Below are 12538 nucleotides of genomic sequence, written 5' to 3' on the forward strand. Positions count from 1 at the left end.
GTCAGGCTCTATTTCTGCCTGAGCCATTTCAGCACTTCCAAGCTCGGATAGCCATCCTGGGTCAAGCCAACCTTGGCCTGATAAGCCATGATGGCCGTCTTCGAGCCGTCGCCGATCTTGCCGTCGAATTTGCCGTCGTAAAGGCCGTGCTGGGAAAGTCGCTTCTGCAACTCCTGCCGTTCCTCGAAGCTGAGCTTGGTAAAAGGCCGGTTCCAATCCTGGACCAGGCCGCTGCCACCCGCGATCTCATCGGCAAGCAGACCGACGGCGAGCGCGTATTTGTCGGCATTGTTGTAGGCCTTGATGACCGAAAAATTCCTGACCATCAGGAAGGCCGGCCCGCCACGGCCGTCCGGCACTTTCAGCGTTGCCTTGTCGGTGAGGTTCTTGAACGGCTTGCCGCTGGCGCGGCCCACGCCGAGCGCCTGCCATTGCGCCAGGGTCTTCGACCCGGCGGGAAGTTTGCCGGCCGGCAACGCGACCTCGTAGCCCCAGGTCTTGCCGGCCTGCCAGCCATTCTTCTTGAGCAAATTGGCTGATGTCGCCAGCGCATCGGGAATGGAATTCCAGATGTCGCGCTTGCCATTGCCGTCCATGTCGACGGCATAGTGCTGGTAGCTGGTCGGGATGAACTGGGTCTGGCCCATGGCGCCCGCCCAGGAGCCCATCAGGTGGCTTTCGTCGATATCGCCGGTCTGCAGGATCTTCAGCGCCGCTACCAGCTGGGTGCGGGCGTATTTCGACCGTTTCGCGTCGCCATAACCCAAAGTCGCCAGCGAACGGATGACGTTGCGCATGATGTCGTCGCGCTTGAGAATTTCGCCATAGTTCGATTCCATCGACCAGATGGCCAGGAGAACGTAGCGGTCGACGCCGAATCTCGCCTCGATCCTGTCCAGCCAAGGCTTCCATTTCTTCGCCATCTGCTGCCCGACGGCGACGGACTGGTCATGGACGCGGTTGTCGAAATAATCCCAGGCGGGCGCGGTGAATTCGGGCTGGGTGCGGGCCTTTTCCAGCACCACCGGATCGGGCTCGTTGATGCCCCGGAAAGCCTGGTCGTAAACGGCGCCGGAAACGCCACCCGCCACGGCGGTGGCGCGGAAGCCGGCGACCCATTGCCGGAAACCGGCGTCGGCGAAGGCCGGCCCGGTGGGGACAAGCAAAGCGAGCGAGAGGCTGGCCGCCGTCATGACGCTGGCGAAACGTTTTGCGGCATTGCGAACGGACATCTTTTCCTCCTTCTCTGTCCCAGGAAAAACCATTCTTCGCCGAACCGGGTTAGGAATTAGTTTACCATAGGCGTCGGCTGGAACGAAAAGACACCTCGATGCTTTAACCGGCGGGAGTTTCCCTCAGCCGTTCCACTAATCTTCAATTCCGGCGCGAAAATGTCGGGGGACGGGGATTGCGGAGCTGGCCAGCAAACGGATAATTGAAAGTATGAAGAGAGTTCGCAAGGCAGTTTTCCCGGTCGCCGGTCTCGGCACGCGGTTTCTCCCGGCCACCAAGGCTGTTCCCAAGGAGATGCTGACCGTCGTTGACAGGCCAGTCATCCAGTATGTCGTCGACGAGGCGCGCGAGGCGGGCATCGAGCATTTCATCTTCGTCACAGGCCGCAACAAGGCGGTCATCGAGGACCATTTCGATATCCAGTTCGAACTCTATGATACGCTGGCACAACGCGGCAAGGACGAGCAGCTTGCCCGCCTGCAGCGGCTGCAGCCGGCACCGGGGCAGACCAGCTTCACCCGCCAGCAGGTGCCGATGGGTCTTGGCCATGCCGTCTGGTGCGCGCGCGAACTGGTCGGCGATGAGCCGTTCGCCCTGTTGTTGCCCGACATGATCATGCAGTCGGAAAAGAGCTGCACGAAGGCGATGGTCGAGCTCTACGAGGAGACCGGCAACAACATCATCGCGGTGCAGGAATGCGACCCGGCGGAGGCTCATAAATACGGCATCGTCGGGCGCGGCGAAGACACGCATCACGGCTTCCGCATCACCGAGATGGTCGAGAAGCCGAAGTCGGGCACCGCGCCGTCCAACCTCTACATCAACGGCCGCTACATCCTGCAGCCCGAGATCTTTAGGATTCTGGAAGGCCAGGAAAAGGGCGCAGGGAACGAGATCCAGCTGACCGACGCGATGCTGAAGCTGGAGAAGCAGCAGGCCTTCTACGGCTACCATTACAAGGGCCGCACCTTCGATTGCGGCTCGCCGGAAGGTTTCGTCGAGGCCAATGTCGCTTTCGCGCTGTGGCGCAACGACATGAACCAGAGCATGGCCGGCGTCATCCGCACGCTGCTCGACGAGATGAAGCCATCAGAACGGCGCGGGGCAGCCTTCTAGGGTATGCCTGATATTCAGGTGATGCCGGCCTGCGAATGGCCGCTCCTACGCTTCCCAGTTCTACTGCGTCGCAGTAGAATTGTGCTCACGTACATAAAGTACGCTCCGCTGCGGTTCTCGGTATCAGCCATTCTCGACTCGGCCCGACCCTGACTCTCGCCATACCTTGGCGCACACGCCTTCAGCGCTGCACCTTCACGCCGACGAAGATGCTGTTGGCGGTGTAGTCGCGGCCGGGCAGGTTACTGGTCAGCTTTTCGGTCCTTACCCTGCTGGTGAGGCCCGCATAGCGGTTCAGCCACCAGGTCAGCCCGGCCTCGGCGCTCAAGATCCTGTCATGGCCGTCAATGCCGACATAATCGCGCCAATCCAGGCCCAAGGCCGCATTCGCGGTAAGATTGGATCGGATCACGCGCTCGCCCGTCAGGCGTCCGGAATAGAGGATATCGCCGCTTTCGCCCGATGTGGTCGTGGTCTCGACGGTGGTCTTGCCGGTCAAGCCGATGGTGGTGCCGCGCTGCGGCGACCATTTGAGGTCGGCATTGAGGGTGGCCCCCGAAATCGCTTCCAGGCTGTTGTCGTCGATCGCCTCTCTGAGCCAACCGGCCGAGAATTCGCCCGACAGCTTCTCGCCCATGTCGAGTTGCAAGCCGGCGCGGGCGCCAAGACGCGTCGAGGAGCGCTCGAAGCCTTCATTGTCGATGCGCTGGTCGTAGGCCCGGCGGCCGACCTCGATCTCGGTGAAGGGCGTGAGCGCGGGGGAGATCTCGTAGCCGGTGCGCAAGGTTGCAGTGTAGAGCGTATTGTCCTGATCTTTCTGCGACAGCGAGGTGCCGTCCGAGAGCTTGGCGTCACCATAGAAGTCGTGCGAGACCGCCCCGGTCAACGTATACTGCATCTTGCCGACGGCCTTTTCGACGCCGATGCTGCCGTCGATGGTCTGCCGCAGCGGCTGGGTGCTGACGCCAGCGATGGCATCGGGCGAGGACGCGGATTCCGGCACGGCTTCGTAGCCGAGCTTGGCGATGGCACGCAAGTCATTGTCGAGGTCGACATCGAGCTGGCCTTCGATGCGCCCCTGCGCATCGTGAACCTGGTAGCCCGACACGGTTTCACGGAAAATTCCGTAGCCGTCGATGGTCGCGGCGTTTTCACGCCAGTCGGAAGCGGCGGTAAAGCGCAGCGCCGTCTCGGACAGCAGCGCCGATGTGCCGGCACTGCTCGAATCGCCGTTCGTCGTCGCCGTCAGCCCCTGTTCGATGGTCGGCCGGATGATGAAGGAGCCCCATTTGACGCCGGTGGCGGCGAACGGATCGTCCTCGGCTTTCTTGTTCTGGCCCTCGATTGCAGCGGTGCGCTCGGCGCCAGGGTCGAGTTTCTGCCTGTCCACACTGTCGATGGTGAGTGCACGGCGATTGGCCGCTTCCTGATCCGCCGCGATATCGGCGGTGTCGTCGGTCGCGGCCGTCGTGGCGGTGGTGGTTGGATCCGTAGCCGCCATGGTGTTCTTTTTCTTCTTCTTTTTGTCGGCGACCTTGTCCTTTGCCTTATCGGCCGCATTCTGCCTGGCGGTCGAAGCGCGGCGTGGCTTGGGCGGCGTGGGCGCGTCGGCGGAGGCATCGTCGCCGGCCTGGGGCGGGTCGAAGACGCTGGTGGTCGAGTTCGCGGCGTCCGCGTCGTCAGGCACGGCGCTGGCGCTGGCCGGCAGATAGGTTCGCGCCGGCGCATTGTCCTGCGCGGCCGCGTTGGCCGCCGCTTGCTGTGCAAGAACCAGGTTTCTCGCCTTGCGCTGCTGGTCGGACAGAATCGCCGATTCCGACACTTCTCCGCGCAGTTCCGTTTCCTGGGCATGGAGTGGCGTGGAACGCAGCAAGGCAAGGATGCTGGTCGCCAGCAGCAAGGCGCAGATCGCCTTGCCCTGTCGTCCTCTCAATTTTTCTGGCTGGACCCCGGACATCGCCACCACTGCCTGCGCGGCGCACGCGCGCCATACTTACCGAACCGTAAATGGGGATGGTTAACGGAGGGTTGAGGCCGCGCGCAGGACTGGCTCCAAACGCGGATTTCCGCGGGCGACAATGCGGGTCCGCGTCGTGCCTTCTATTTTGATCCTTGTCGTCGTCCCCAACGACCATACACATCCGGCCGCCATGCAGAGGCCATTTCTGTTGGACAGGCGGGCGGCAAAGCGCTAATCGCATCACCCATGCATGCGAGATCTCTCGATAAGAAGCCTCTGGACAGGCAAGCGTCGATCGAATCGGCGCTGAGAACGGTAACAACCGAACAGGCGGGAATCGCGGCCCTTGCCGAGGCGCTTGAGAACGGACTGGCGGCACCCTTTGCCCAGGCCGTCGAGACGATCTCGAAGATCGAGGGCCGGCTCATCGTCACCGGTGTCGGCAAAAGCGGCCATATCGGTTCGAAGATCGCCGCTACGCTGGCCTCGACCGGCACGCCGGCCTTCTTCGTCCATCCCGTCGAGGCCAATCATGGCGATCTCGGCATGATCGCCAGGGACGACGCCATCGTCGCGATCTCGTGGTCGGGCGAGAGCAAGGAGATGATGGGCATCGTCGCCTATTCCAGGCGCTTCTCCATTCCACTCATCGCCATCACCTCCGGAGAAACCTCGGCGCTGGCGCGCGCGGCCGACGTCGTGCTGCTTTTGCCGCGCACCCCGGAAGCCTGCCCGCACGGCCTGGCGCCGACGACGTCGACGCTGCTGCAACTGGTCATCGGCGATGCGCTGGCGATCGCACTGCTCGAGGCGCGCGGCTTCACGCCGGACCATTTCCGCACCTTCCATCCCGGCGGCCAGCTCGGCGCCAACCTGACCATGGTCTCCGAGATCATGCGGGTCGGCGAGCAGATGCCGCTGGCTTCGCTCGGCACCAAGATGCCGGAAGCGGTGATGACGCTGTCGCAGAAGAAGGTCGGCTGCGTGCTGATCGTCGACGCCAATGGCGAGTTGGCCGGGATCATCACCGATGGCGATGTCGCGCGCAACCTGCACCGCAACCTGGCCGACGTCATCGTTGACGAGGTGATGACCCGCACACCCAAGACGGTCGACCCGCAGACGCTTGCAGGCACTGCGATCGCGCTGCTCAACGAGCACAATGTCGGTGCGCTGGTGGTGACCAGGAACAACATGCCGCTGGGCGTGGTGCATTTCCACGACCTGCTGCGCATCGGCGCCGCCTAAGATATTGATCTTCAGGTGAGGCCGGCCTGCGAGCGAAGGCTTTCTGCGCTTCCGGCGTAGGCCGGAGCGCACGGACTTAATGTCCGCCCTGCTCGTCGCAAGAGCGGCCCCGAAACCCATCGTTCACGACTTGGCCTGACCTGAATCTCAATACTTTAGCACGTTGGCACTCGCTGGAATTCAGACCCGCTCCACCGTCAGTTCCAGATCCGTGTCCGCGGCGCTTGTCACACGAACCTGAGTGCCGGCGGGCAGATCGGGGCCGGAGACACGCCACAGCGTGTCGCCGAGCTTGATGCGGCCACGGCCGTCGCGGATCGGTTCGGCGAGCGTCGCCATCCTGCCGACCATCTGGGCGCCACGGCGATTGAGCAGCGGCTGATCGGTTGGCTGGTCGTGTCCGCCCATGAGTTTCTTGCCGACAAAGGCTGAAACCAGCGACAGCACGAGGAATAGCAGCACCTGGACCTGCCATGTCCAGATGGCGACATCCCAGATCAGCAGCGACACCGCGCCGACGATCAGAGCGGCGATGCCGATCCAAAGCATGAAGAAACCCGGTGCGATGACCTCTACCACCAGCAGCACGAAGCCCAGAACCATCCAGTTCCACGGCCCGAGTTCAGAAACGATGCGGTCGATCATGAGAGTGGCCTATCTCAGTTGTCGGAGGGCCTGACGACAGGCGGACGTGCCGCCTGCCTTTGCGCGCCGGTCGTGCCTTCGCTGCGAAAGACTTCCTTGGCGATTTCGCCGATACCCCCGAGCGAGCCGATCAGCGACGATGCCTCGAAAGGCATCAGCACGATCTTGCTGTTGGTGGCGGTGCCGATCTTACCCAGCGCCTCGGTGTATTTCTGGGCGACGAAGTAGTTCAGTGCCTGGACGTCGCCCTTGGAGATCGCTTCCGACACCACCTGGGTGGCGCGGGCTTCCGCTTCGGCGGAGCGTTCGCGCGCCTCGGCGTCGCGGAAGGCGGCTTCCTTGCGGCCCTCCGCTTCGAGGATCTGCGACTGCTTGAGGCCCTCGGCGGCCAGGATCTGCGCGCGCTTGTTGCGCTCGGCGGTCATCTGGCGGCCCATCGATTCGATCAGGTTGGCGGGCGGGTTGATATCCTTGATCTCGACGCGGGTGATCTTGATGCCCCAAGGATGCGCGGCCTCGTCGACGACGCGCAGCAGGCGCTCGTTGATGGCGTCGCGGTTCGACAACAGCTCATCGAGGTCCATCGAACCCATGACGGTACGGATGTTGGTCATCGTCAGGTTGAGGATGGCGTTCTGCAGGCCGGCAACCTGATAGGCGGCCTGTGCCGCATTGAGGATCTGGTAGAAAGCGATGCCGTCGACACCGACGATGGCATTGTCGCGGGTGATGATCTCCTGGCTCGGAACGTCGAGCACCTGTTCCATCATGTTCATCTTGGCGCCGATGCGATCGACGAACGGAAAGATGAGGTTCAGGCCGGGGCTCAGTGTCTTGGTGTAACGACCAAAGCGTTCGACGGTATAGTTGTATCCCTGTGGGATTGTCTTGATGCCCTTGAACAGCACCAGTACGACAAGCGCCACCAGAACAACGACCGCAATATCGAAACCACTGAAATCCATCTGGCCCTCCCTCAGAGGCAGGCCACGCGAGCCATTCCCGCGCAACCGGCTTCACCAAAGACTTAAGTGTGTTTCAGGAGCGTTACAATCAGGTGATGAGCGATTGTTTGTGGGTATACACTCAGCGGTTGAAGGCAAACAGGCTTGCATCCGTGTCTTCAAGCCCGCCAATGGAAGCAGAGATGATCTCGGCGGCGATGCGCGAGAAGGTGATGCCGTTGCCGCCATAACCCATCACGGCATGGATGCGCGGGTGCCTGGGAATGGCGCCGATGTAGGGGAGGCCAGTGGTCGTGGTGCCGAAGGAGCCGGTCCAGGCAAAGTCGGGCCGGGTGTCGAGGTGCGGAAACATCAGGTCGAGTTTTGCGGCAATGCGGGCGCTTTTGTCGGCTATCAGCTTATCGCGCCGCGTCTCGTCAAGGAATTCCTCGTCCTCGCCGCCGCAGATGACCCGGCCATCGGCGGTTGCCCTGACATAGAGGTAGGGATCCGACGCCTCCCAGATGAACGCCGCGCCCGGCCAGAGCTTCCGTGGTTGCGGACATGTCGCAATCGCCCATGTCGAGATGACCCGGTGAGCGGCCGCCGGCACGATGTCGATCAGCTCGTAACCGGTGGCCAGGACAACATGCCGTGCCGTGATGGTGGGGCCGTCCGTGGTTGCCACCACCACCTCATCGGCGCTGTCCTCGATCGCCGTCGCTTCGACGGGAGCGTATAAACGTGCCTTGCGCTCCAGCGCCTTGAGCAGCAGCCCTGCCGTCAGCTTGCGAGGGTCGAGCGCGATGTTGCCATGGCTCAGGATGGCGCCACCCCGATCGATGCCGAATGCTCCGGCCAATGGCGCCGATGTAAGATAGGTCGCGCCGATGCCGGCCATCTGCCGCGCCTCGGCTTCGTCCCGGAGTTCCGATGGGCCGAGCACGGTGCCAGCCAGATAAAGCGATTGGGTGCGGCTTATGCCGCAGTTGATGCCGAGTTCGGCGATGCGGGCGGCAAGGTTGGAAACGGCTAGCCGGGAGCGTCGCCAGGCCTGCCGTGCCTGGCCCTTGCCGATCATCCTCGAGAGCGTTGAAAGCGGCTGGTCGATCTCGAATTGCACAAGCGCGGTTGTTGCCGCCGTCGATCCTTTCAGCGGCCCACGCCGGTCGATGCAGATCACGGCGTGAGCGCCGGCTGTCAGCGCCTCGGCCATCATGGCGCCGCTGATGCCCATGCCGACGATAAGCACATCGGTCTTGACGTCCCGGGTCAGACTGCCAGTCGGTACCGCGGGCGCCCGATAGGCGGACCAGACGGGCCGGCCAGTGCTGAGGTCAAGTTTGCGGAGCATTGAGTTCTCCGGAGGCGCTGCTCAACGCTCCGGAGCTGGTGTTGTTCCGGCATCAAGCCCAGCCTGACAGCTCGCGCCGTACCATCGCTTCGATCACCGCCATGCCTTCAGGGCTGTCATTCAGGCATGGTATGTGGGCGAAGTTCTTGCCGCCGGCATGGTGGAAGGTCTCGGCCGCTTCGCGGCCAATCTCATCCAGCGTCTCGATGCAGTCGACTGAAAACCCCGGATTGACGATGGCGATCGACTTGACGCCGTCCTTGGCCAGTTTCTCCACAGTCTTGTCGGTGTAGGGCTGCAGCCATTCTTGCGCCCCGAAGCGTGATTGGAACGTGGTGATCAGTTTTCTTTCGTCCCAGCCGAGCCTGTCGCGCAGCAGCCGCGTCGTCTTCAGGCAATGGCAATGATAGGGATCGCCCTTCTCAAAATAGGGTTTTGGAATGCCGTGATAGGAGGCGATGACCACCTCGGGCTGGAAATCCAGGGTCGCCAGGTGCCGTTCGATCGAACTGGCCAGCGCCTCGATGTAGACTGGCTCATCATAATAGGGCGGCACGCTGCGGACGGCAGGTGCCGCCCGCATCTTCATCAAGGCGCGAAACAGCTGGTCGTTTGCGGTGGCGGTCGTCGTCGCCGAATATTGCGGATAGAGTGGAAAGCTCAGGATGCGATCGCAGCCTTGTGCGACCAGCCTTTCGGCGACGCTCGACGTCGAAGGGTTGCCGTAGCGCATCGCCCAGTCGACGACCACGTTGGGCAGATCGCGTAGCGCCTCGGCCAGTTTTTCACCTTGTGCGCGGGTATAGGTTCGCAAAGGCGACTCGTTCTTCTCCCGGTTCCAGATCCTGGCGTAGTTGGCGCCCGACTTCTTCGGTCGCGTGGTCAGCACCAGTCCATAGAGGATGGGATACCAGATCGCCTTGTTGAGTTCGATAACGCGTGGATCAGACAGGAACTCCCTGAGATAACGCCACATCGGCCTGAACTCGGTGCCGTCGGGTGTTCCAAGGTTGACCAGCATGACCCCTATCTTGCCGATCTTGACGGGGGGATGCCCGACCGGTCGTGGGCCAGGGGCTTTCGCGGCTTTGGGATCGACAATAGTGGAAAGCGGCATATGGGTCTCCGAGACGTGAACCTAACCATCCTGCAGGAGCTTTCAATGCCGCGTCTGGCCGCACCTTGCAGCATGTCGCGGCGGATAGGATTCGCCCGACCTGCCGTAAGCTTCTGATAACCGAGGACACCTCCGGGCGACATGCATCAGGCCATGGAGATATAAACCTGCCCGGTTCCCCGGGCGGGCGATGTGGCGGAGCTGGACGAAATTACTTCGCCGGGATGGTCAGTGTCGCGCCCGGCATAAGCCGATGCGGCCTTTGGCTCTTGTTCGCCTCATAGATGAGCTTCCACTTGGTCGCATCGCCATAGGCCTTCTTCGCCAGATCCCAGTAGGTATCGCCGGTCACGACGACATGATTGCCGGTGGCTGGTGTGGCTTCAGCGGGCTTTGCCGGCTCGGCGGGCGCGGGCGTCGCCGGCGCAGTGGCCGGCGCGGGAGTGGTCTCGGCAGGCTTCGCCGGTTCGGCAGGTGCCGGCGGGGCCGGTGATGCAGGCGCGTTTTCCGTCGATATGGCTGGCGGCGTGTTGGCGATATCGCCTGAGTTGGCAGGCAATTCCGGCATTGCCGGTGCAGCCGGTTTGGCAGCCTCGGCCGGTGCCGGCGCTGCCGGTGCGGTCTCCGCCGGCTTTGCTGGTTCGGCGGCGGGAGCTGCCGCTGTCGTCGCGGCGATCTCGGTGATGCGGCCGTCGAGCTTCGGCGTATAGGGCCGGTGCGCGCCGAGATAGTCGGCCACGACCTGTTCGAGGCCAGGGCCGTAGTCATAAGCGTTCTTGGCCTTTTCGGCGAAGACCTTGTAGCCGTCGCCGCCCTGGCGGACATAGTTGTTGGTGGCGACCAAATAGTCCTTGGTCGGATTTATCGGCGTCCAGGCGCCATTTTCCATCACCTCCACCGACTTGACGCGGCCGGCATTGGGTGCGACCGATCTGTCGAAGGAATATTTGAGGCCCGCCACCTGCGGGAAGCGGCCGGCGCCGTCCTCGATCTGGCTAAGCCCGCCTTCGAGGCCTGCGACCAGGTCCTTGCCGGAAATCTGGAAGGTCGCCAGCGTGTTCTGAAACGGCAGCACGGTCAGCACCTCGCCCATGGTGACGGTGCCTTTATCGATGGAAGCGCGCAGGCCGCCTCCGTTGGAAATGACGATCTCGACGCCCTGTCCCTTGACGCGGTCGAGGATGGCGTCGGAGACGAGATTGCCCATCGCGCATTCCTTGGCGCGGCAGCTTTCGCGGCTGCCGTCGATGACGTCGGTGGTCTCGGCCACTTCCTTGTTCTTCAAGGCCTCGATCGGCGCGCCAAGCTCCTTGATGCGGGCGAGCACGGCCGGGTCCGGCGTGATCGATTTGTCGAGATAGATCGGGTCGCCGCTTGCCGATTTGACGACGCCGTTGTCGTCGAACACCACCTTGAACTCGCCGAGGTATTTCGAATAGGACGCCGCCTGCACCACCGGCACCTTGTAGCCGCCGGGGTTGTCGACCATGGTCGGGTAGGGGCCAGCCGCCTTCGGATCGGTATTGGACAGAAGCGTGTGGCTGTGGCCGCCGACCACGATGTCGATGCCAGGGATCTTGGCGATGACGTCGCGCTCCCTGTTGTAGCCGATATGGGTCACGGCGATGATCTTGTCGACGCCTTCTCCCTTGAGTTTCTCGACCTCGGCCGTGATCGACTTGACGTCGTCCTCGATTTTGATGTTGGGGCCGGGGGAGGCGAGTTCGGGCGTGTCGTTGGTGACGGCGCCGATGATGCCGATCTTCTGTCCACCGACCTCGACGACAACAGACGGCTTGACGCGGTCGCCGAGCTTGGACTGCGCGTTGGCCTTGACGTTGGCGCCGAGCACCGGGAACTTGATCATGTCGAGGAACGGCGCCAGCGCCGCCTCGCCGTCGTCGAATTCATGGTTGCCGAGTGCCATGGCGTCGAACTTCATGTCATTGAGGAACTCGCCTTCGACCTTGCCCTTGTATGTCGTGTAGAACAGCGAACCCTGGAAATTGTCGCCGGCGCTGAGCAGCAACACGTTCTGGCCTTCCAGCTTCTTGCGTTCCTGGGCAATGGCGGTGATCAGCCGGCCGGCGCCGCCGATGCATTCGCCCTTGGTCTCCTCCTCGGCCGAGCAGGTCGATTCGTATTTGTTGTTGCCTTCGATGCGGCTGTGCCAGTCATTGATGTGCAGGATGTTCAGTGTGTAGTCGGCAAAGGATGCGCCGGCCGACAGGCCAAGCGTCGAAGCGGAAAGGGCGGCAATGGCGGCAAGCTTCTTCATCTTCGTCTCCCGGTAGGCTGATCAGAGGCGTCTGGCGCCCTTGCTTGACTGGGTATTACAGCCAGCCTTTCGATCATGTTCCCATCGCGTTCGGGCCGACGCAAGCGGAAATGCGGCGGTATCTCCAGGCGCGAAACCCGGGGTATTTGCCGGCACAAAAAAAGAACGGCGGCCGAGGGGCCGCCGTCTTATGTGACTGGATTGTTCGCCGAGTTCAGGTGCGCCGCGTCAGCACGAAATTCTGGCCGGCGGAGCTGGTGCAGTTGAGCTGGCTGGTCGACACCATCAGGCAATTGAAGCTTACCGGGGTTTGGCGGATCAGCGAGGTGCCGCTGATCTGTACCGACGTGGCGCCGGTCATCGTGTAGCTGCCATCGGCAAGCTTCTGTCCCGTGTCGGTGGCGACGGTCGTGAAGGTGCCGCCGGTGAAGGTCGACAGGCCGGTGCCCTTGGCATCGATCCAGGAACCTTCGACCCCTTTCGGGGCGGCGGCCATGGGCGGCGTATCTGGGCCGCTGGTGGCACAGGCAGCAAGCATCGAGGCAAGGGCGCCCGCCAGGCCCGTCGAAAGAACTTTGCGCGCAATCGTCATATGAAATCCTCTCCAAACGCGTCGTCCCAGAAATCGGGCCGATTTCTGGGA

General features: G+C 62.7%; 10 protein-coding genes. 2 read left to right on the top strand and 8 right to left on the bottom strand.

Annotation, left to right across the window (positions count from 1 at the left end):
• Window positions 1-8: 8 nt before the first annotated feature.
• Entirely contained in the window at window positions 9-1232 is a 1224-nt protein-coding gene (locus MESAU_RS09540) for a lytic murein transglycosylase (protein WP_015315838.1), read from the bottom strand.
• Window positions 1233-1443: 211 nt separating this feature from the next.
• Here MESAU_RS09540 and galU point away from each other — a divergent pair, with 211 nt between their 5' ends.
• Window positions 1444-2349 carry a UTP--glucose-1-phosphate uridylyltransferase GalU gene (gene galU, locus MESAU_RS09545; protein WP_015315839.1) on the top strand — a complete coding sequence of 302 codons (906 nt, stop codon included), beginning with the start codon at window positions 1444-1446 and terminating at the stop codon, window positions 2347-2349.
• Window positions 2350-2530: 181 nt separating this feature from the next.
• Here galU and MESAU_RS09550 read toward each other — a convergent pair whose 3' ends face one another.
• A complete protein-coding gene (locus MESAU_RS09550; protein ID WP_015315840.1) occupies window positions 2531-4306 on the bottom strand; it encodes an outer membrane beta-barrel protein in 1776 nt (591 codons plus the stop codon).
• A gap of 249 nt (window positions 4307-4555) precedes the next feature.
• Here MESAU_RS09550 and MESAU_RS09555 point away from each other — a divergent pair, with 249 nt between their 5' ends.
• Window positions 4556-5557 (top strand): KpsF/GutQ family sugar-phosphate isomerase, encoded by a 1002-nt coding sequence (locus MESAU_RS09555; protein WP_015315841.1) that lies wholly within the window; start codon window positions 4556-4558, stop codon window positions 5555-5557.
• A gap of 180 nt (window positions 5558-5737) precedes the next feature.
• Here MESAU_RS09555 and MESAU_RS09560 read toward each other — a convergent pair whose 3' ends face one another.
• The 6 genes from MESAU_RS09560 to omp10 all read right to left on the bottom strand — a co-directional run bounded on the left by MESAU_RS09560 (window position 5738) and on the right by omp10 (window position 12487).
• Window positions 5738-6202: an NfeD family protein gene (locus MESAU_RS09560; protein ID WP_015315842.1), complete on the bottom strand. Its 465-nt coding sequence runs from the start codon at window positions 6200-6202 to the stop codon at window positions 5738-5740.
• Between the two features lie 14 nt (window positions 6203-6216).
• Window positions 6217-7167, bottom strand: coding sequence for an SPFH domain-containing protein (locus tag MESAU_RS09565; protein ID WP_015315843.1), 951 nt, complete (start codon window positions 7165-7167; stop codon window positions 6217-6219).
• Between the two features lie 121 nt (window positions 7168-7288).
• Window positions 7289-8500: an NAD(P)/FAD-dependent oxidoreductase gene (locus tag MESAU_RS09570; RefSeq protein ID WP_015315844.1), complete on the bottom strand. Its 1212-nt coding sequence runs from the start codon at window positions 8498-8500 to the stop codon at window positions 7289-7291.
• Between the two features lie 52 nt (window positions 8501-8552).
• On the bottom strand, window positions 8553-9617 hold the full coding sequence (hemH, locus tag MESAU_RS09575; RefSeq protein ID WP_015315845.1) for a ferrochelatase: 1065 nt from the start codon (window positions 9615-9617) through the stop codon (window positions 8553-8555).
• 211 nt (window positions 9618-9828) lie between these two features.
• Window positions 9829-11895: a bifunctional metallophosphatase/5'-nucleotidase gene (locus MESAU_RS09580; RefSeq protein ID WP_015315846.1), complete on the bottom strand. Its 2067-nt coding sequence runs from the start codon at window positions 11893-11895 to the stop codon at window positions 9829-9831.
• Window positions 11896-12109: 214 nt separating this feature from the next.
• Window positions 12110-12487 carry an outer membrane lipoprotein Omp10 gene (omp10, locus tag MESAU_RS09585; protein WP_015315847.1) on the bottom strand — a complete coding sequence of 126 codons (378 nt, stop codon included), beginning with the start codon at window positions 12485-12487 and terminating at the stop codon, window positions 12110-12112.
• Between the last annotated feature and the right edge of the window lie 51 nt (window positions 12488-12538).

Origin of the sequence: Mesorhizobium australicum WSM2073, assembly GCF_000230995.2 — a bacterium.
Classification (GTDB): Bacteria; Pseudomonadota; Alphaproteobacteria; order Rhizobiales; family Rhizobiaceae; genus Mesorhizobium; species Mesorhizobium australicum.

Coding starts and splice junctions, on each gene's coding strand:
- MESAU_RS09540 (WP_015315838.1), bottom strand. CDS start 1,232: ATGTCCGTTCGCAATGCCGCAAAACGTTTCGCCAGCGTCATGACGGCG.
- MESAU_RS09570 (WP_015315844.1), bottom strand. CDS start 8,500: ATGCTCCGCAAACTTGACCTCAGCACTGGCCGGCCCGTCTGGTCCGCC.
- MESAU_RS09550 (WP_015315840.1), bottom strand. CDS start 4,306: ATGTCCGGGGTCCAGCCAGAAAAATTGAGAGGACGACAGGGCAAGGCG.
- omp10 (WP_015315847.1), bottom strand. CDS start 12,487: ATGACGATTGCGCGCAAAGTTCTTTCGACGGGCCTGGCGGGCGCCCTT.
- MESAU_RS09555 (WP_015315841.1), top strand. CDS start 4,556: ATGCATGCGAGATCTCTCGATAAGAAGCCTCTGGACAGGCAAGCGTCG.
- hemH (WP_015315845.1), bottom strand. CDS start 9,617: ATGCCGCTTTCCACTATTGTCGATCCCAAAGCCGCGAAAGCCCCTGGC.
- galU (WP_015315839.1), top strand. CDS start 1,444: ATGAAGAGAGTTCGCAAGGCAGTTTTCCCGGTCGCCGGTCTCGGCACG.
- MESAU_RS09580 (WP_015315846.1), bottom strand. CDS start 11,895: ATGAAGAAGCTTGCCGCCATTGCCGCCCTTTCCGCTTCGACGCTTGGC.
- MESAU_RS09565 (WP_015315843.1), bottom strand. CDS start 7,167: ATGGATTTCAGTGGTTTCGATATTGCGGTCGTTGTTCTGGTGGCGCTT.
- MESAU_RS09560 (WP_015315842.1), bottom strand. CDS start 6,202: ATGATCGACCGCATCGTTTCTGAACTCGGGCCGTGGAACTGGATGGTT.